This window comes from Iamia sp. SCSIO 61187, from assembly GCF_019443745.1.
Classification (GTDB): Bacteria; Actinomycetota; Acidimicrobiia; order Acidimicrobiales; family Iamiaceae; genus Iamia.
Genome location: NZ_CP050948.1, coordinates 1192325 through 1211614, shown reverse-complemented (window position 1 = coordinate 1211614; position 19290 = coordinate 1192325). Strand labels below are relative to the sequence as shown.

At 77.0% G+C, this 19290-nt stretch carries 16 protein-coding genes; 8 read left to right on the top strand and 8 right to left on the bottom strand.

Features of this window, described 5'->3' with window-relative positions; genetic code table 11:
- Positions 1-5: 5 nt before the first annotated feature.
- The 3 genes from HC251_RS05920 to HC251_RS05910 all read right to left on the bottom strand — a co-directional run bounded on the left by HC251_RS05920 (position 6) and on the right by HC251_RS05910 (position 4375).
- Positions 6-1220, bottom strand: a complete 1215-nt coding sequence (locus HC251_RS05920; RefSeq protein ID WP_219944384.1) for an adenylate/guanylate cyclase domain-containing protein — start codon at positions 1218-1220, stop codon at positions 6-8.
- A gap of 47 nt (positions 1221-1267) precedes the next feature.
- A complete protein-coding gene (locus HC251_RS05915; protein ID WP_219944383.1) occupies positions 1268-3292 on the bottom strand; it encodes a hypothetical protein in 2025 nt (674 codons plus the stop codon).
- A gap of 69 nt (positions 3293-3361) precedes the next feature.
- Positions 3362-4375 (bottom strand): NAD(P)H-dependent glycerol-3-phosphate dehydrogenase, encoded by a 1014-nt coding sequence (locus HC251_RS05910; RefSeq protein ID WP_219944382.1) that lies wholly within the window; start codon positions 4373-4375, stop codon positions 3362-3364.
- A 22-nt stretch (positions 4376-4397) separates the two neighbouring features.
- Here HC251_RS05910 and HC251_RS05905 point away from each other — a divergent pair, with 22 nt between their 5' ends.
- Both HC251_RS05905 and HC251_RS05900 read left to right on the top strand, forming a co-directional pair.
- Positions 4398-5720 carry a hypothetical protein gene (locus HC251_RS05905; protein WP_219944381.1) on the top strand — a complete coding sequence of 441 codons (1323 nt, stop codon included), beginning with the start codon at positions 4398-4400 and terminating at the stop codon, positions 5718-5720.
- On the top strand, positions 5717-6544 hold the full coding sequence (locus HC251_RS05900; protein WP_219944380.1) for a glycosyltransferase family 2 protein: 828 nt from the start codon (positions 5717-5719) through the stop codon (positions 6542-6544). Before HC251_RS05905 ends, HC251_RS05900 begins: the two co-directional genes overlap by 4 nt.
- On the opposite strand, the gene HC251_RS05895 is transcribed toward HC251_RS05900, so the two are convergent.
- From HC251_RS05895 to HC251_RS05875, 5 genes are read right to left on the bottom strand one after another with little or no spacing between them, the layout of a single operon-like run.
- Complete coding sequence (locus HC251_RS05895) at positions 6541-8067, bottom strand: alkaline phosphatase family protein (protein ID WP_219944379.1); 1527 nt, start codon at positions 8065-8067, stop codon at positions 6541-6543. The two genes, HC251_RS05900 and HC251_RS05895, sit on opposite strands and share 4 nt — an antisense overlap.
- Before the next feature lie 22 nt (positions 8068-8089).
- The gene (locus HC251_RS05890; RefSeq protein WP_219944378.1) at positions 8090-9034 is read right to left on the bottom strand and encodes a Gfo/Idh/MocA family protein; all 945 of its coding nucleotides are present in this window, start codon (positions 9032-9034) and stop codon (positions 8090-8092) included.
- The gene (locus HC251_RS05885) at positions 9031-9993 is read right to left on the bottom strand and encodes a glycosyltransferase family 2 protein (protein WP_219944377.1); all 963 of its coding nucleotides are present in this window, start codon (positions 9991-9993) and stop codon (positions 9031-9033) included. Before HC251_RS05885 ends, HC251_RS05890 begins: the two co-directional genes overlap by 4 nt.
- A gap of 26 nt (positions 9994-10019) precedes the next feature.
- Positions 10020-11384: a hypothetical protein gene (locus tag HC251_RS05880; protein ID WP_219944376.1), complete on the bottom strand. Its 1365-nt coding sequence runs from the start codon at positions 11382-11384 to the stop codon at positions 10020-10022.
- Positions 11381-12406 carry an ABC transporter ATP-binding protein gene (locus HC251_RS05875; RefSeq protein ID WP_219944375.1) on the bottom strand — a complete coding sequence of 342 codons (1026 nt, stop codon included), beginning with the start codon at positions 12404-12406 and terminating at the stop codon, positions 11381-11383. Before HC251_RS05875 ends, HC251_RS05880 begins: the two co-directional genes overlap by 4 nt.
- Positions 12407-12529: 123 nt before the next feature.
- Between HC251_RS05875 and HC251_RS05870 the strand changes: the two genes are divergently transcribed.
- From HC251_RS05870 to HC251_RS05845, 6 genes are read left to right on the top strand one after another with little or no spacing between them, the layout of a single operon-like run.
- Positions 12530-13561 (top strand): extracellular solute-binding protein, encoded by a 1032-nt coding sequence (locus HC251_RS05870; RefSeq protein WP_219944374.1) that lies wholly within the window; start codon positions 12530-12532, stop codon positions 13559-13561.
- Positions 13552-15219 (top strand): iron ABC transporter permease, encoded by a 1668-nt coding sequence (locus tag HC251_RS05865; protein ID WP_219944373.1) that lies wholly within the window; start codon positions 13552-13554, stop codon positions 15217-15219. Before HC251_RS05870 ends, HC251_RS05865 begins: the two co-directional genes overlap by 10 nt.
- 23 nt (positions 15220-15242) lie before the next feature.
- A complete protein-coding gene (locus HC251_RS05860) occupies positions 15243-16172 on the top strand; it encodes a hypothetical protein (protein ID WP_219944372.1) in 930 nt (309 codons plus the stop codon).
- 23 nt (positions 16173-16195) lie between these two features.
- Complete coding sequence (gene cofC / locus HC251_RS05855) at positions 16196-16807, top strand: 2-phospho-L-lactate guanylyltransferase (protein WP_219944371.1); 612 nt, start codon at positions 16196-16198, stop codon at positions 16805-16807.
- The gene (locus HC251_RS05850) at positions 16804-17544 is read left to right on the top strand and encodes a PIG-L deacetylase family protein (RefSeq protein ID WP_255566614.1); all 741 of its coding nucleotides are present in this window, start codon (positions 16804-16806) and stop codon (positions 17542-17544) included. Before cofC ends, HC251_RS05850 begins: the two co-directional genes overlap by 4 nt.
- Positions 17545-17563: 19 nt before the next feature.
- A complete protein-coding gene (locus HC251_RS05845) occupies positions 17564-19213 on the top strand; it encodes a CocE/NonD family hydrolase (RefSeq protein WP_219944370.1) in 1650 nt (549 codons plus the stop codon).
- The last annotated feature ends 77 nt before the right edge of the window (positions 19214-19290 follow it).

Sequence of the window (19290 nt, the reverse complement as noted above, 5' to 3'; positions counted from 1 at the left end):
GCAGGCTACCGGCCCCGCGACCGACCCTCCCGCGCCCGACCCTCCTCGAGGGCGGCCAGGCGGGCCTCGCGGGCCTCGGTCCGGCGCTCGCGGATGTCGGCGCGGGGCCGGCCCGCCCGGTCGGGGTCCTCGGCCAGGCGCACGGCCCAGAGCGGGACCCGGCCGATGTCCTTGATCCGCCGGGGCTTGAGCGACTTCCAGGCCAGGAAGGGCTCGTCGCCGACCACGGTGTGGACGTCGTCGGTGGTGATCACCGAGCCGGGGAAGGCGATGTGGACGATGCGGCTGGCCAGGTTCACGACCGGCCCGTAGAGGTCCGCCTCCCGCTCGACGACGGGGCCGCAGGCGATGCCGACCCGGACGTCGGACAGGGCCTCGTCGGCGGCGTACTCGTCGGCCAGCGCCAGGCCGATCCGGACCGCCTCGGCCGGGTCGTCGGTGACGTACATGACCTCGTCGCCGATCATCTTCACGACCCGCCCGTCGAAGCTGCTCACCGTGTCGTAGGCGATCTCCTCGAACCGGCCGACGACCGTGGCCAGGGTGTGCTCGTCGACCTGCTGGCTCAAGGTGGTGTAGCCGACCATGTCGGCGAACCCGACGGCCTTCACCGGGCTGACGCCCTCGTCGCTGTCGAGCTCCCGGGCGATGCGGCGCCGGGCCGCGATCTGGAGGTGGCGCCGCCACACGTGCTCGATGACCTGGGTCAGCGTCGGCAGCATGGTGCTGGCGAAGACCGCCATCTGGGGGTCGTCGGCGCCGCGGTAGCCGGGGTCGGCGTCGATCGAGTCGACCATGGCCGCCGCCACCCGGGCCAGCGACCAGCCGATGACCCGGCTCATCTGGGCGGCCAGGTCCGGCTCGATCAGGCCCAGGTCGATGAGCCCGGCGACGGTGCCGAGCACCTCGGCGTCGACCTCGGTGAAGATGCGGTCCCCGGGGCGGGGCTCGGGCAGGCCCAGCGACCGCCAGATCAGCGTGATCTGCTTGGCCGGCATGCCCGTGACCCGGGCGACCTCCTCGAGCTCGTAGCGTGCCGGGGCGGGGACGGCGAAGCGCTCGATGGCGAAGAAGCCGAGCACCCCGGCCTCCTCGGCCTCCTCGACCGCGGCCGGTTCGACGCCGGTGTCGACGAGCATGCGTCGCAGGGTCGGGAGCTCCATGGCCGCCCCGCCCGGCCTGGTCGCCGGCGCGGAGCCGCCATCGCCGGTGTCGGTCACCGGTCGATCCTGTCGCGCCGGGGCGACCGACGCCACCTCCCGGTGCGTCAGGTGAACGAGCCGCCCTCCTCCGGCGGCGGGGGGCCCGGCGCCGGCGGGTCGGCCGACGGGGCGGGTGCGTCCGGGCCCGGGTCCTGGGGCCGCCACACCGACCGGGGCGGGGCGGCGACGGCGACGCCACCGGTGGCCACCTCCGGCCCGACGTCGGCGCCCTCGGGCGGGGCGACGGGCGCCAGGAGGGCCTCGCCCCGCCGTTCGGTCGCCGACCACGCCGGGTCGAGCCCGGGGGCGGTGAGCACGGGGTCGCCGCCGATGCCTCCGAGGGCCTCGCCCAGCTCCCAGAGCAGGGCGGGCCGTCCGCTGTGCCAGCGCACGGCGTAGGACAGCCGGCCCCACCGCGTCGGGGCGTCGTGGACCTCCCACCCGAGCCCCCACCAGGCGGGCGGCAGCCAGGTGGTGACGGCGATGCCGTCGGGCCGGTCGTCGACGAGCAGCCGGGCGACGGCGGAGAGCATCCGGGCGGGCACGAGGCCGTCGTCGCCGATCCACCGCTCCGGGTCCGACCACGTCCACGTCGACGACGCCCGCCGCAGCAGGGCCCACACCGCGGCGGCCTCGGCGCCGGCCCGGGTCGCGGCCACGGCGGCGGCGGCGACCGCTCGGGGCGTGACGTTCGGCGCGTCGAGGTCGACCACCGGCGCGGTGGCCGGACCGGCACCGGCCCGCCGGCGGGCGCCGGCGGCGTCGGCGGCCATGGCCGCCGCCGCCTCGGGCTGGTCGAGCAGGGCGAACAGGACGGCGCCGGCGTCGAGGCCGTCGGCCAGCACGTGGGGGTCGACGCCGGGGCCCGCCCGGCGGGCCCGGCGGCCCAACCACTCGACGGCGCCGCCGACCTCGGGCAGCCAGGCCCGGGCGGGGCCGGCGTCCCCGGCGGCCACGGCGTGGACGGCGAGGGCCCGCAGGGCGGCGGCCGTCGCCTCCTCGCTCCCGAAGCCCCCGCCGCGCTGCTGCCCCGTCGGCCAGTCGACGAGGGCCCGGTCGACGGCGTCGTCCTGCCCCCACCACGCCAGGGCGGCGAGGATCTCCATCTGCTCGCCGACGGGTGTGGGCGCGGCCCTGCCCCACCCACCCGCAGCGGTGATCCGGTGGTCCACGGGCGCCGCCCGGTCCATGTCCTCGGCCGGGCGGCGGACGACCCGGTGGCTGAGGGTGATCGACCGCCGGGCGGCGGCCAGGGCGTCGGCCAGCACGGGGTCCGGCAGCTCGAGGCGCGGCCCGGCGTCGGCCAGCGAGGACCAGCCGCGGGCCACAGCAGCGGCGTCGGGGCCGCCGGCGGGCCACCCGAGCGGCGAGCTGATCGACTCGACACCACGGGGGAGGGCGATGCTGCTGGTCGCGGTGTGGGGCACGGGGACGAGCAAGATGACCGAGGCCAGGCCCTCGTCCGAGAAGATCGACAGGCCGCGCCCGTCGTCCCACTCGGACGAGGCCTCGCCCGCCAGGACGGTCGCCAGTGGGTCGGGGCCGTCGCCGTCGCCGACCCCGGCCGCCCAGCGCGAGGGTCGGCGGGGCAGCACGGCCGCCACGTCACCGACGCGGATCAGCCACGGACCCGACCCGTCCCGCACTGGTGCCACGTCGATGTTCGGGACCGCGGCCAGGCCGTCAGGCGTCCAGGGCCGGACGATCCAGGCCAGGGCGATGGGGAGCGTCGAGTCGTTCTCGACCTCCACCCGGACCCACTCGTCGTCACCGGGGAACGACGGCCCGCGCCCGACCCAGACCCGGTGCACGACGTGGCCGGAGGGGACGCGCATCCGGGTCTCGACGACCGGGGCGTGGTCGACCCGCACCTGCTCGACGCCCGGCTCCCGGGCGGGGACGTACCAGCGGTCGTCGGCGCCGACCGCCCAGTCGAGGGTGAACCAGTCCGGGGCGGGCGACACCGCGCCCCGGCCGTCGACCACGACCGTCCACGGCGAGTCGGCCACGCCCAACCGGGTGGCGACGGGCGGCTGGTCGCCGGCGAGGCTGGCCGGGAGGGTCCAGCCCGCGTCCACCAGGCCGGGCACGAGGCGCCGGGTGCGCGCCTGGGGTCCGTCGGTCGGGGTCCGGTCGAGGCCCCTGCGTCGGCGGAGCACCTACACGCCGGCGCGGATGCCGGCCTGCTCGTGGCCGGAGTCGCGCTTGAGGAGGCCCTGGTAGGCCTCGGATGCCGAGCGGCCGTCGTGGCACACGGCCTTGACCTCCTCGACGATGGGCATGTCGATGCCCAGCTCGTGGGCCAGCTCCCACACCACCAGGGACGTCTTGACGCCCTCGGCGACCATGTTCATGGCGGCGATGATCTCCTCGATCGTCTCGCCCCGGCCGAGGCGCTCGCCGACGTGGCGGTTGCGGCTCTGGGTGCTGATGCACGTGGCGATGAGGTCGCCCATGCCGGCTAGGCCGGAGAAGGTCAGGGCCTCGCCGCCGAGGGCGATGCCCAGCCGCGAGATCTCCGAGAGGCCCCGGGTGATGACGGCGGCCCGGGTGTTGTCACCGGCGCCGAGGCCGTCGGCCATCCCGGCGGCGATGGCGACCACGTTCTTGAGGACGCCGCCCAGCTCACAGCCGACCACGTCCTCGTTGGTGTAGACGCGGAACAGCGGGGCCCGGAACAGGTTCGAGAGGGCGACGGCGACGTTGTGGTCGTCCATGGCGATCACGGTGGCGGCGGCGTGGCCGGCGAGGACCTCCTTGGCCAGGTTCGGTCCGGTGAGCACGCCGACGGGGTGGCCGGGCACGACCTCGGTGACGATCTCGCTCATGCGCTTGCGGGTGCCGACCTCGAGGCCCTTGGTGAGGCTGATGACCGGGACCCACGGGCGCAGGTGCTTGGCCACCTCCTCCAGGGCGCCGCGGAAGCCGGCCGACGGCACGCCCATGACCAGCACGTCGCACCCCCTGACGGCCAGCTCGAGGTCGTCGGTGGCCTCGAGGGCGTGCGGCAGCTCGTAGTCGGCGAGGTAGTCGCCGTTGCGGTGGTCGTCGTTGATCTGGGCGGCCAGCTCGGCCCGCCGCGACCAGATGATCGTGGGGGTGTTGGCGGCGGCGAGGGCGGCGACGGTCGTCCCCCACGAGCCGGCCCCGATGACGGCGACCCGGATGTCCATCGCTCGACAGTACGTTGCGGCCGTGAGCGCCGCGCCCTCGATCACCCCGGCCCGGGGGACGCGGCTGCAGCGGGCGGTGGCCGGCAGCCTCGCCGGCAAGGCGGCCGAGATGGTGACGCTGGTGCTCCTGGCCACGGTCGTCCCGCGGGCGCTGGGGCCGACCGCCTACGGCCGCTTCGCCGTGCCGCTCACGGTGGTCACCCTTGGGGCCCTGGCCCTGACCCTCGGCGGTCCGACGCTGATGGCCCGCTACGTCCCGGCCGCGCCCCCGGCCGAGCGGGTCGCCCTGGCCCGCGCCCTCGGGGCCCGGTTGGCGCGGGGCCGGGCCGTGCAGCTGGCGGTGATGGCGATCGCCGCCGCCGGGGCCGTCGCGATGGCCCCGGACCGCCTGCCCCCGCTCGCCACCGCCGCCGTGGCCGTCGCCCTGGCCCTCAACGTGGCCGCCGCCCTCCTGCTCCAGACGGCCCTCGGCCTGGGTCGGACCGGGGCCTGGAGCGCCCGCTGGCCGCTCCAGAACGCCGTGCTGATCGTCGCCGTCCTGGTCCTGCACGAGGCCGCCGGCCCGACCGGCGCCATCGCCGCCCTCGTCGTGGCGGCCGTGGCCGCCGTCGCCTTCGGGGCGGCGGTGTGCCTGCCGCTCCTGCGGGGCGCCGGCGCCCCGGTCGCGGTGCCCCCGGGCGCCGTCCGCTTCGGCGCCCTCCAGGCGACGGGGGCCGCGCTGGTGCAGGTCTCCCAGCGGGGCGGGGTGCTGGCCGTCGCCGTGCTCGGTGCGGGGGCGACGGAGTCGGGCTACGCCGCCCTCGCCGTGGGCATCGCCCTGGGGGCGACCTACGCCGTCCTCCAGGCGTTCACCGTCACCCTCCCCCACCTGGCCGAGGGCGGCCCGGACCACGCCGAGCCCGAGGTCGTCCTCCGCCGCCTGGCCGGGGCCCTGACGGCGACGTTGGTGCCGGCTCTCGTCGTCGGCGCCCTGCTCCTCGACCGGTTGGTGCCGGCCGTCTTCGGCCCCGACTACGGCGACGCCGCCCGGGCCTTCGCCCCGGCGCTGGCCCTGGTCGCCCTGGCCCCGCTCAACGCCCTGTTCGTGCAGGTCTCGGCCCTGCGCGTGCGGGCCGAGGCATCGGCCGGGGCCGGCCTGGCCGCGGTCGTGGCCTTCGCGGCCACGGCCGCGGTCGCGGTCCCGGCCTGGGGGGCCGCGGGCGGGACCGCCGCCGCCCTGGCCGGGGCCGCGGCCGGGGCGCTGGCGTCGGCTCGCCTGCTCCCCGGGGCGGCCACGGTCCGCCTCCTCGGCCTCGGGCTCGGCGGCGCGGCCCTGGTCCTGGCCGTCGCCGTGGTCGCCACGTGAGGGCCAGCGTGGTCGTGCCGACCCGGGACCGGCCCACCGCCCTGGGCGCGTGCCTCGCCGCCCTGGCGGCCCAGACGGCGGAGGACGTCGAGGTGGTCGTGGTCGACGACGGGTCGCGCGACGCCGCCGCCGTCGCCGCCGTGGTGGACCGCCACCCGGGCGTCCGCCTGGTGCGGGGCGAGGGACGGGGGCCGGCGGCGGCCCGCAACCTGGGGGCCCAGGCGGCCACGGGGGACCTCGTGTGCTTCACCGACGACGACTGCCGACCCGTCCCGGGCTGGGTGGGGGCGCTGCGCCGGCGGGCCGAGGCCGGCGCCGAGGCCGTGGCCGGGCCGACGCGCAACGGCCGCCCCCGGTCCCCCGTCGCCACCGCCGCCCAGATCGTCACCAACCACCTCACCGCCGCGACGCTCGACCGGGAGGCGGGCACCGTCGGCTTCGGGCCGACCAGCAACGTCGCCGTCCGGGCCGCGGTGCACCAGCGGGTGCCCTTCGACGAGGAGTACCCGCTCGCCGCCGGCGAGGACCGGGACTGGTGCGCCCGCCTCGCCGCCGCCGGGGTCGCCCTGGCGTGGGCGCCCGACGCCGCCGTCGACCACCACCAGGACCTGACCCTGCGCACCTTCTGGCGCCAGCAGGCCCGCTACGGGCGGGGCGCCCACCGCTTCCACGGCGGCCGGGGCCGCCAGCCCGCCCGCTTCTTCGTCACCCTCCTGCGCACGGGCGTCGCCGCCGGCCCCCGCGCCGGGGCTCTCGTCGTCGTGGCCCAGGTGGCCACCGCCTGGGGCCTGGTGGCCGAGGCGACCCGCCGCCGATCGTCCTAGGGGTCGAGCAGGGGGGTGCCGGCCATGGTGGTCGGGTCGCCGCCGGCGAGGGCGGCGGCGGTGGCGGCCACGTCCTCCAGCCGGGGCGGGCGGACGAGGGGGGCGTGGCGGGAGGCGCCCGGCACGACCAGGGCCCAGGCGTCGCCCTCGGTGTGGTTGCCCGACCGACCGCTGCCCACGCCGTGGCGCAGCACGGTGCCGAACCGCTCCGAGCGCAGCCCGTCGAGGTGCGTGGCCGGCGTGTCGACCCACTTCACGATGAGGTCGGGCAGCAGGTGGGCCCGGTCGCCAGACGGGAACAGGTCGCGCACCCGCTCGACCGAGCGCACCGCGTCCGAGCCGTCCAGGCCCCGGAACGTGCGGATCCCGTCGGCGATCTCGTCCAGGAGGGCGTCGGCCTGCGACGGCGGCACCACCCCGTCGCGCTCGCGGCCCTGGAGGTTGAGCCGGACGTAGCCCTGGTTCTCGGCCGGGTGGGCGAAGGCCCGGGTCGCACCCCAGTCCATGCCGCGCATCTCCAGCCGGGCGGTGAGGTCGAGCGCCACCTTCTCGGGCAGGGCGCCGGCCACGGTGGCCCGCAGCCCGCTGGGCAGCGCCGCCCGCAGCCTCCAGATGGCGCCGGCCCCATCCGACCCGCCGTCGTCGGGGGTCGTCGCGGCGGGGGCGGGGTCGAGGATGGCGCGCAGCATCTCGGGCAGCAGGTCGGCGCGGCTCGTGTTCACCTCCATGCCCACCGGTGAGACGACCATGACGTCGGCGTCGGGGGGCAGGGCGGCCACGACCCGACCGATGGCGGTGTCGACGGCGATGTAGACGTCGTCGAGCGTCGAGCCCAGCACCCGGGCGGCGGCGTCGTCGAGGTCGTCGGCGTCGAGCTGGGAGAGGTCCCAGAACTGGTGGCCGGCGACGTGCGCGGCGCAGAAGGTCAGCCAGGCCAGGTCGTGGTCGTCCTCGGGCAGCAGCAGCCGGGCCGCCTCGGCCACCCGACCGGGGGCCCCGAGCAGGCGCCGGCGGAGGGCGAGCATCTCGCCGACGGAGTGGCGGCCGAAGACCTCGTCGACCGGCTCGGGCGGGCCGAAGAGCCGGGCCAGCCGATCGTGGAGCCCGCCCGGCGCGTCCCACCGCTGGAGCACGACCCGGTCGTGCAGCTGCCACCCGCACACCAGGGCCCCGGGCGGCGAGACCTCGGGCGCCCGGCTCTCGTAGGGGTCGACGGCGAGGGTCCGGGCCCCCCGGCGACCGAGCTCCTCCCACACCGGCGGCGGGGCCGGGAAGTGGGCCATGTAGTGCACCCGCTGCTCCTCCGGGTCCCACTGGAACGGGTAGAAGAGCCCGTGCTCGCCCAGCTCGACCCCGCTGTAGAGCGTGTGCTGGGCCCCGGCCGCGAACTGGGTGGCCGGGGCGTCGAGCTCGTGCCAGATGCCGCGCTGGCGCAGCCCGGCGAGGGCCGGCAGCCGGTCGTCGGCGAGGAGGCGGCGCAGCACCGAGGCGCTGGCGGCGTCGAACTGGAGGATGGCGAGCACGGCAGGGGCTCCGAGGTGGGGGTCAGGAGGGCGCGACGGCGACAGCCTCGCCGCCGGTGGCGTGGGACGCCCGGGCGGCGTCGATGACGGCCATGGCCGCCACGCCGTCGGCGGCGGTGCCGAGGTCGGGCTCGGCGTGGCCCGCGACGGCCCGCCCGAGCGCCTCGAGCTGGGCGGTCAGCGACCGGACGAGGGGGTGGGGGCCGCGCTGGAGGCGACCCCGCACGGCCCCGAGCGGGCCGCCCACGACGTGCTGGGCGACGGCGCGACCGTGCCCGTCGCGGACGTCGATGGCCTCGCGGTGGATGCCGTCGGCGCGGGCCCAGATGCGCACCGGCCCGCGGTCGGTGGCCAGCTCCAGGGCGGCGCGCTCGGGGCCGACCTCGGTCGCCGTCACCGTCTCGACCTCGGCGCCGGTCAGCCACCGGGCCCAGTCGACGAGGTGGGGGCCCAGGTCGAGCAGGGCGTCGTCGTGGGCCACGTGGGCGCCCCAGCTCCGCCGGCGGTAGGACAGGACGAGGGTGACGTGCAGGTCGCCCGCCGCCGGCACGGCGTCGCGCACGGCCCGGGCGCCGGCGTCGAAGCGGCGGTTGAAGCCGACCCACGGCGCCGGGTCGAGGGCGGCCAGGGCCCGGGCCCCGCCGACGTCCTCGGCCGGGGGCTTCTCGACCAGGACGGGCACGCCGAGCGTCACCGCCCGGGCCGCATCGGCCACGTGCAGGGGGGCGGGCGTGGCCAGCACGAGGGCGTCGACCTCGACGGCGGCGAGCAGGTCGGCCGCCGAGCGGAACGCCATGACCCGACCGGACCGCAGGCCGCCGTGGGCGGCGAGCACCTCGGCCCGGCGCCGGTGGTCGGGGTCGGCGACGGCGACCAGCTCGATGCCGGTGGCGGCGCGCGACGCCGGGGCGTACCCGACGGTGGCGAGGCGGCCGCAGCCGACGAGACCGATGCGGGCCGGGGTCACGGGATCGACGTCGCCTCCCGCGGCGCCGCCAGGACGACGGACCGCCGACCGCGCGACCCGACGGCGTCGACCAGCGCCGCCGCCACCCCCACGGGCAGGGCCGCCACCGCGACCAGGTGGTGCAGGGCGTGGAGCCCGACGCCGGCCGCGGCCCGGAGGAGGCCCTGGCGCCGGACGAGCAGGGCGTAGAAGGCGGCGTTGCAGGCCAGCAGCCCGGCCACCCCGAGCCCGGCGAGGAGCACCTCCCCGACCACGACGGCGACCAGCGCGGCGAGGCACAGGCCGGCGCTGACCCGGTGGCGCCAGCCCAGGTTGAGCGAGAGCGCGGGCCGGGGCGATCGGACGAGCAGGCCCACCCACGGGACCCCCCGGCGGGCGAAGTCGGTCCAGAGCATGGAGCGGAGGGTCCACCGCTTGAGGTGGGTGCCCTGGAGGTCGGGGTCGAGGCGGATCCGGGCCCCGCCGGCGGCGAGGCGGTGCCCGAGGTCGATGTCCTCGACCGACGGGCGGGGGTAGCGCCCCTCGTCGAAGCCGCCGACGGCGGCGAAGGCGGACCGTCGGACGGCGCCGAGGCCGGTCCAGAACGTGGCCGCCGGACCGGCGCTGGTCTGGTGCACGTGGTGGTGCAGGAGGTTCCGGAAGGCGGACACCACGCCGGGGGCCGGGGGCCGGTCGTCGTAGGAGCCGAAGACGGCGGTGAGCCCGGGGTCGGCGAAGGCGGCCCGCACCCGGCGGAAGGCGTCGGGGTGGACCTCGACGTCGGCGTCGACGAACACCACGACGTCCCCCGTGGCCCGATCGACGCCCCGGTTCCGGGCCTCGGTCACGGTGAGCTCGGGCGGACCGTCGACCACGACGAGCTGGTCGGGCCCGTCGTCGGCCCGGGCCATCGCCGCCAGGCAGCGCGTGAGGGTCGCCGGACCATCGGTTGCGGGGACGACGACCGTCAGGGCGACCACCTCCGGACCCTAGACGTTAGGCCGGCCTACCCATCGGCCCCCGCGGCGGCCCGGCAACCGACCGAGACCACCAGCCAGTCCGCCGTGCGGGCCAGGACGACGACGTCGGGGTCGGTGGACGCCTCCAGGACCAGGGCCGTCGGGGTGCCCCGGCGGTCGAAGACGACCCCGGGCCGGTCGAGGAGGGCCCGCTTCGTCTCGTGCAGGGGGACGTCGAGCATCCAGGCCAGCGCCGTCCGGGCCGGGCTGTCCTCGTCGACCGCCACCCGGCGGCACGCCGTCACCACCTCGGGGCCGCCGGCGGCGGCCAGGGCCCGCTCGACCTCCTCCTCGAAGCGGTCCCGATCGCCGATGCGCCGGAGCTCGTCCCCGAGCGCCGTCGCCCGGGGGGCGAGGAAGGGGCCGGCGACCAGCAGGACCACGGCCGCGACCCCGGCCTGCGTCGCCCCCGACGGGGCCCGGGCGACGAGGCGCCCGACCCCGATGCCGGCGAGCACGCAGAGCAGGGCGGCCGCCGGCAGGAGGAAGCGGCCCACGGCGGCGTAGCCCAGGGCCGCGCTCATGGCCACGACCACGGCGGCGTAGGCGACGGCGCCGGCCGCCAGGGCCAGGTCGACGCGGTGGCGGGCCCGCAGGGCCACGACCACCGCGACCAGCGCCGCCACCCACGTCGGACCGGCCACCACCTCACCGACGCGGCGGAGGGCGTCGCCCAGGCGGTCGGGGTCGTCGGCGTACACCTGGGCCACCCCGGCGCCGTGCACCAGGTCGCCCGAGCCCCACAGGTCCCCGCCGAACCACAGGACCGGCACCGCCGCCCCCGCGGCCGCCACCCACGCCCACGGGACGAGGCCGCGCCGCCCGCACCAGAGGCCGTAGAGGCCGAGGAACGGCCACGCCTCGGGCCGGTCCAGGGCGAGGGCGGTGAGGAGGGCCAACGCCGGGGCGGGGCGCCCGGCGAGGTGGCGCTCGACGGCCCACACGGCGAGGGCGGCGGTGGCCGGGGCGGTGTGGCCCTCGAGCACCAGCCGCAGGTAGCGGGGGTCGCCGTCGGGGGTGAGGACCAAGAGCCCGCCGGCCACGACGCCGGCCACCGGCCCGGCCCGGCGCGCCGCCAGGCGGTAGCAGCCCACCACGGCCGCCAGCCCGGCGGCCCGGGCCACCAGCAGCCACAGGGCGGGGGCGGCCCGTCCGGCGACCGACAGCACGGTGGTGACGAGGACGGGCAGCGGCTTCCAGGACGGCCCGCCGGTGGTGTCGAGGTGCAACCGCCCGGCCTCGCGGCCCCACACGAGCCACGCCCACGGGTCGTAGCCGTTGGTCGCCGGGAGGACGAGGGACGCGGCGGCCAGGCCCACGCACCCGCCGGCGACGACCAGCCCCGTCCTCACCCCCCGGGGGCGAGGACGCTCACCGGCCCGACCACCCGCAGGCGGACGGCATCGCCCGGCCGCCAGGCGGCGGTGCCGTCGACCCGGCTCTGCACGACGAGCCCGCTGGCCAGCTCGAGCCGGACGAGCTGGTCGTGGCCGTAGAAGGAGCGCCCCACGACCACGGCCTCGGGTCCACCGCCCTCCCCGGCGAGGGCCACCGACTCGGGGCGGACGACGACGTCGACGGGACCGTCGAGGTCGGCCTCGGCCGGGAAGCGGCCCAGCTCGCAGGTGACCTCGCCCCCCGAGGCGACCCCGGCCAGCACGTCGGCGGCGCCGAGGAACTGGGCCGACCACCGGGTCGCCGGGTGGGCGTAGACCTCGTCGGGCGGGCCGGCCTGCTCGACCCGACCGGCCCGCATGACCACCAGCTCGTCGGCCATCGACATGGCCTCCTGCTGGTCGTGGGTGACGAGCAGGGCGCTGGCGCCGGCGGCCCGGAGGATGGCCGCCACCTCCTCGCGGAGCGAGGCCCGGAGCCCGGCGTCGAGGGCGGCGAAGGGCTCGTCGAGGAGCACGACCTCCGGGTCCATCGCCAGGGCCCGGGCCAGGGCGACCCGCTGGCGCTCACCGCCCGACAGCTCGTGCGGGTAGGAGCGCCCCCGGTGGGCCAGCCCGACCAGCTCGAGGGCGGCCCCCGCCCGGGCCGGGTCGGGCTGGCCGAAGCCGACGTTGCCGTCCACGGTGAGGTGGGGGAACAGGGCGCCGTCCTGGAACACCATGCCGACGCGCCGCCGGTCGGGCTCGACCCACGTGCCCGGGCCGGCCATCACCCGCCCGCCGACCTCCACGGTGCCGGCGTCGGGGGCCTCGAACCCGGCGATGATCCGCAGCAGCGTCGTCTTGCCCGACCCGCTGGGGCCCAGGAGGGCGACGAGGGCCCCCTTCTCGACCACCAGGTCGACCTCGTCGAGGGCCACGCTCGTCCCGAAGCGCTTCTGCACGCCGAGGGCGCGGATGGCCGGGGCACCGGAGGTCACGTGGTGACCGTACTCGCAGCCCTCGGGGGACCCGACGCCCAGCGGCAGACAGCCCTGACCGCCGTCATCGGCCCGCCCCCCGCTACGTGTTCGGGATGCCTACTCCCTACACTGGCGCACCGCATGCTCTCGTCGCTCATCCGCCGTCGCTGGCCCCTCCCCGTGATCGTGGTCGTGGTGGTGGCGGCCGTGGTCGTGGGGGCCGTGGCCACCTCGGGCGACGACGGTCGCACGCTGGTCGTCTACAACGGCCGGTCCCACTACGGCGACGAGCAGGTCTTCGAGGACTTCACCGAGGCCACCGGGATCGAGGTCCGGCTGCGGGGCGGCACCGGGCCCGAGCTGTTCGAGCGGCTCCGCAGCGAGGGCGACGACACCCCCGCCGACGTGCTGATCACCACCGACATGGCCAACCTGTGGCGGGCCGAGGACGCCGGGCTGCTCCAGCCCTCGACCACCGCCACCCTCGAGGCCAACATCCCCGAGGACCTGCACGACCCCGACGGCACCTGGTGGGCCATCAGCACCCGGCTCCGGGTCCCGGTCGTCAACACCGACGCCATCGACCCGGCCAGCGTCACCGGCTACGAGGCGCTGGGCGACCCCCAGTACGCCGGGCGCACCTGCCTCCGCACCTCGACCAACGAGTACAACCAGTCGCTCGTCGCCGACATGATCGCCAAGCGGGGCGAGGCCGCCACCCGGGCGCTGCTCGAGTCCTGGATGGCCAACGACCCCGACATCATCCCCACCGACGGCGAGATGCTCCAGATCATCGCCGACGGCGACTGCGACCTCGGCCTGTCCAACCACTACTACCTCGGGCGGATCCTGCTGGACGACCCCGACTTCCCGGTCGCCCCGGCCTGGCCCGACCAGGACGGGGCCGGCGCCCACGCCAACGTGTCCGGCCTCGGCGTCGTCGCCGGGACCGACCACTACGACATGGCCGTCGAGCTGCTCGAGTTCATGACCTCGGCGGCGGCCGAGGGCCACGTGGTCGAGGGCAGCGAGTTCCCGGCCAACCCCGACGTGCCCCCGCCGGCGCACATCGCCGACTGGGCCGACGTGGAGACCGACCCGATCGTCGCCGACGAGGCCGGTCCGCTCCTGGACGACGCCGTGGCGCTCATGGTCGACGTCGGGTGGCCCTAGCCGAGACCCTCCCCGAGGTCCCGTCCTCGGCGGCGCCCGGCCGCCCGCCGGACGGGCCCCGAGTCGGGGGCTGGACAGTCGTCGGCGGGCTCGTCGCCCTCCTCGTCGTCGGGCCCCTCGTCGCCCTGCCGGCCAGCTTCCTGGGTGGAGGCGACCCGATCGCCCGGTCGCTGCTGCCCGACGCCCTCCGCACCAGCATCCTCCTCGGGCTGGGGGTCGGCCTCGGCACCCTCGTCGTCGGCGGGGGCCTGGCGGTGCTGGTGTCGTTCTGGGACTTCCCGGGCCGCCGCGTCCTCGACTGGGCCCTCGTGCTCCCCATGGCCATGCCCGGCTACGTGCTGACGTTCGTCCTCCTCGCCCAGTACGGCCGGGGCAACGCCCTGCAGTCGAACCTGCTCGGCAACGGCCTCGACATCCCGGGCCTGCGCACCTCGGGCGGGGCCATCGCCATCCTCACCGGCGTGCTCTACCCCTACGTCTACGTGCTGGGGCGCAGCGCCTTCCTCGGCCAGTCGCGCCAGGCCCTCGAGGCCGCCCGGGGGATGGGGCGCAGCTACGGCCAGGCGGTCCGCCAGGTCGCCCTCCCCCTGGCCCGCCCGGCCCTCGCCGCCGGCGCCGCCCTGGCGATCATGGAGGCGCTGGCCGACTTCGGCACCGTCGACCTGCTCGGCGTGCAGGCCCTCCCGAACGCCATCTACCGGGTGTGGAACGGCGCCTTCGACCGCGACGCCGCCCTCCAGCTGGCCACCGTGCTCGTCGGCCTGGCCCTCACCATGGTCACCATCGAGCGGGCCCTGCGGGGCCGGGCCCGCTACCACCAGGCCCTCGGGCGGGGCGACGCCGTCGTCCCCCGGCGCCTCCACGGCGTCCGCGGCGCCGTGGCCGCGGTGCCCGGGTTCGCCCTCCTCGCCACCGTGTTCGCCCTCCCCGTCGTGCAGCTGGCGGCGTGGTCGGTGGAGACGCTCGACGCCGGCGAGACCACCGGGGACATGTGGGCCGCCACCCGGCACACGCTCCTCCTCGGCGGGGTGACGGTGCTGGTGGCGGTCTCGACGGCCACCCTCGTCGCCTACGGCAAGCGGGGCAGCCGCTCCCGTGCCGGCGGGCTCCTGGCCCGCCTGGCGACGGTGGGCTACGCCGTGCCCGGCACCGTCGTCGCCGTCGCCGTGTACGGGCCGCTGGTGTGGTTCGACCGGCGGGTGGTCGACCTGGCCGAGAGCGCCGGGCGCGACGTCGGGCTGCTCGTCACCGGCACCATCCTCGGCCTCGTCCTCGCCTACACGGTCCGCTTCCACGCCCTGGCCTTCTTCTCCATCGAGGCGCGCATGGGCCGCATCAGCACCGACCTCGACGACGCCGCCCGGGCCCTGGGCGCCGACCGGGCCCGGGTCCTGGCCGACGTCCACCTGCCCCTCCTCCGCCCCGGCCTGCTCACCGCCGCCCTGCTGGTCCTGGTCGAGGTGATGAAGGAGCTCCCGGCGACCGCCCTCCTCCGTCCCCTGGGGCGCGACACCCTGGCCATCACCGTCTACGAGGCGACCAAGGACTCCCGGCTCGACGCCGCCGCCCTGCCCGCCCTGCTCATCGTCGTGGCCGGGCTGGTGCCCGTCATCCTCCTGGTCCGGTCCATGCGCACCGACGGCGCCGCCTCGCCCTAGCCCCGGCCGGTACCGTCTGCGACATGTCCTACCCGCCGCCCCCACCGCCCCCGGGAGCCCCCGGCTACGGACCACCCCCCGGTGCGCCCGGGTACGGACCGCCCCCCGGCGCCCCCGGCTACGGACCGCCGCCCGGGGCCCCACCCCCCGGCGCGCCCGGTGGCTACGGCCCGCCGCCGGGGGCCCCGCCCGGCTACGGCGGCCCACCCCCCTCCGGCGGATCGTCGTCGGAGGGCTCCAAGGGGCCGCTCATCGCCTTGATGAGCGCCCTCGTCGTGGTGGTGCTGATCGCCGTCGTGGGCGGGCTGATCCTCCTGTCGCGCGACGGTGACGACACCGTCGAGCTCACCGAGGCCCAGCTCCGGGACGCCCTCCTCACCGAGGGCGACGTCGGCGACGGCTTCACCGCGGACACGGCGGAGGAGAGCGACGACGAGTTCGACATCGACGAGCTCGACGCCAGCGACGAGTGCCTCGACCTCATCACCGAGCTCGACGAGGCCGGGACCGAGCTCTTCGGCGGGGGCAACGCCGACGTCGAGGCCCAGGCCAAGTTCGACGGGCCCGCCGGCGAGCAGGTCGAGCACACCCTCTCGCAGGGCGAGACGTCCGACCTGGGCCTCGTGCGCGACGTGGCGGAGACCTGCGGGGAGATCGACGTCGACGACGGCGAGAGCGTCGGGACCATCGGCTTCGAGATCGTGGACGACGTGGTCGAGGTGGGCGACGACAGCCTGACGCTCGAGCTCACCGTCGAGCTGACCGAGCCGTTCGAGATCTCGGCGGTCAGCCTCGGCGTGCTGTGGGAGCGCTCCGGCACCTTCGCCAGCATCACCACCACCGGCGAGGTCGACCAGGAGACCTTCGCGACCGAGGACCCCGACGAGGGCTTCCTCGAGGACCTCGTCACCCGCGCCGACGAGAAGCTCGCAGAGGTCATCGACGAGGCATGAGCCGCTCCCGGTAGCGTCGCGGTGTGGGCGCTGCTGTCGTGATCCCGGTCAAGGCGTTCCACGCCGCCAAAGGCCGGCTGGCCACCGCGCTCGACCCGGCGGCGCGGGCGGCGCTGGCCCGGTCGATGGCCGAGCAGGTGATCCACGCCGCCGCGCCCCTGCCCGTCACCGTGGTCTGCGACGACACCGAGGTCGCCACCTGGGCCCGCGGCCTCGGCGTGGCGGTGGCGTGGACGCCCGGTCTCGGCCTCGACGGCGCCGTCGAGGCGGGGGTCCGCACCGTGGAGGCCGCCGGCGCCACCCGTGTCGTCGTGGCCCACGCCGACCTGCCCCTCGCCCGGGGGCTGGCGTCGCTGGCCCAGCCCGGCGAGCGGGAACCGACCTCGATCACCCTCGTCCCCGACCGCCACGGCGACGGCACCAACGTCGTCGTCCTGCCCGCCGGCTGCGGGTTCCGCTTCGCCTACGGGCCGGGTTCGTTCGGCCGCCACCGGGCCGAGGCCGCCCGGCTCGGCCTCGCCGCCCTGGTGGTGAACGACCCGCGCCTGGGCTGGGACGTCGACCTCCCCGCCGACCTGGTGCTGCCCACCGACGAGGACCTGGCCGCGGCCGCGGCCTGCGCCGGCGACCGGTGATCATCGCCAGCCGCGACCTGGGGGTGCCGGCCCGGGCGCTCGCCGTCGGCGCCCACCCCGACGACGTCGAGTTCGGCGCCGGCGCCACCCTCGCCCGCTGGGCCGAGGCCGGGGCCGAGGTCTCCCTGCTGGTGTGCACCGACGGGTCCAAGGGGACCTGGGACGCCGACGCCGACATCGCCGCCCTCGTGGCCACCCGGCAGGAGGAGCAGGCCGAGGCGGCCGCGGCCCTGGGCGCCACCGGCGAGCTGGTGCTGCTGGGCCGGGTCGACGGCGACCTGGTCGCCGACCGGGAGGCGGTCTCCGACGTGGCCCGGGCGATCCGCCGGCTCCGCCCCGACGTCCTGCTCGGCCACGACCCCTGGCGCCGTCACCGCCTCCACCCCGACCACCACGCCGCCGGCCGGATCGTGGTCGACGCCCTCGTGGCCGCCCGCGACCCCCACTTCTTCCCCGAGCACGGTCTGCCCCACCACCGCCCCGGGGCCCTGCTGCTCTTCGAGGCCGACGTCGCCGGGCACGCCGAGACGGCCGACGCCCGCCACGTCGAGTCCAAGATCGCCGCCCTCGAGGCGCACCGCAGCCAGTACGAGTCGACCATGTTCGTCAGCGCCGACGACGCCGGGGCCGAGCAGGAGCGCTTCCGGCGGCGCATCCGCGACGAGCTCGCCACCGCCGGCCGGGTCGTCGGCCGCGGCGCCGCCGAGCTCTTCGCCCGCCTCCCCACCGACCGGTGACCATCTAGGTTGCGGCGCCGTGCGCCGCCGCCTCGCCCTCCTCGCCACCGCCGCCCTGATCGTCTCCGGGTGCTCGTCGGACGAGGGCGATGCCACGGCCGACGAGGCCGGCCCCGTGGGCTCGGCCGCCACGACCGACGCCGCCACGACCGAGGCGGCCTGCGACCAGGGGGCGACGATGGACGAGGTCGAGGCGGCGCCGGTGGCCGGGGTCGACAGCGACATCGACGTCACCTCGTTCGACGGCACGACCATCCGGGCGCACTGGTTCCCCAACCCGGGGAACCTGGTCCGACCGGTGCCGACCATCCTCATGGGCCCGGGTTGGTCGCAGCCGGGCGACACATCGCAGGAGAGCAACCCCATCCTCGGCGCCCTCGGGATCGGAGCGTTGAACGAGCGGGGCTACAACGTCCTCACCTGGGACCCGCGGGGCTTCGGCGCCTCGACCGGCACCGCCACCGTCAACGCCCCGGAGGCCGAGGGCCGCGACCTCCAGGTGCTCCTCGACTGGGTGGCCGAGCAGCCCGAGGCCGAGACCGACGCCGACGGCGATCCCCGGGTCGGCATGGTCGGGGCGTCCTACGGCGGTGGCATCCAGCTCACCCTCGCCGCCATCGACTGCCGGGTCGACGCCCTCGTGCCGAACATCGCCTGGCACTCGCTCGAGACCAGCCTCTACCCCCACGAGACGGTGAAGGCGGGCTGGTCCGGCGTGCTCACCTCGGTGGCCTCGGGGGCGAGCCTCGACCCGCACATCACCAGCGCGGCGCAGTCCGGGCTGGCGACCGGCACGCTCAGCGACGAGGACCGCCAGTGGTTCGTCGATCGCGGTCCGGGGGACCTGGTCGAGGCCATCCGCACCCCGACGCTCCTCGTCCACGGCACGGTCGACACGCTGTTCACCCTGCACGAGGCGATCACCAACTTCGAGATCCTCCAGGCCAACGACGTCCCGGTCGCCATGCTCTGGTACTGCGGGGGCCACGGCGCCTGCCTCACCGACGCCGGGGACCCGGACCACGTCACCGACGCCGCCTTCGCCTGGCTCGACCGCCACGTGCGGGGTGACACGACGGCCGCCGAGCTCCCGGTCGTCGACGTCATCGACCAGGACGGCCAGCGGTGGACGGGCGACGACCACCCGAGCGAGCCCGACGGGTCGATCGGCGCCGGCTCCGCCGGCGGCACCCTCGCCCTCACCACGGCCAGCGCGGCGGGGCCCCTGGTCGACGCCGTGTCGGCCGACCTCCTCACCGGCCTGGTCAGCCCCATCACCCCCGCCCGGGCCGACGTGGCCCTGGAGCTGACCGTCACCGCCCGCCGCGACGCCCTCGTCCTCGGCGCCCCCCACCTCGCCCTCACCTACTCCGGCACCACCCCCGAGGGGCCCGAGCCGACGCGGCTCTTCGCCCAGCTGGTCGACGCCGGGACCGGCCTCGTCCTGGGCAACCAGATCACGCCCGTCCCGGTCGAGCTCGACGGCGAGGAGCACACGGTGGAGATCGACCTCGAGGTCGTCGCCCACCACCTCGCCGCCGGCGACGAGATCCTCCTGCAGGTCGTGGCCACCACCCCGGCCTTCGCCACGCCCCGGCTCGGTGGCGCGGTCGACGTGACGGAGATGTCGCTCGAGCTGCCCACGACCGGGGCCCTCACCCCCACCTGACGGCTCCCCCGCAGGAGTCGATCGCCGGCGGCCGGGGTAGGCAGCGGCGCACGACCGCCCGGACGGCGACGGAGGGA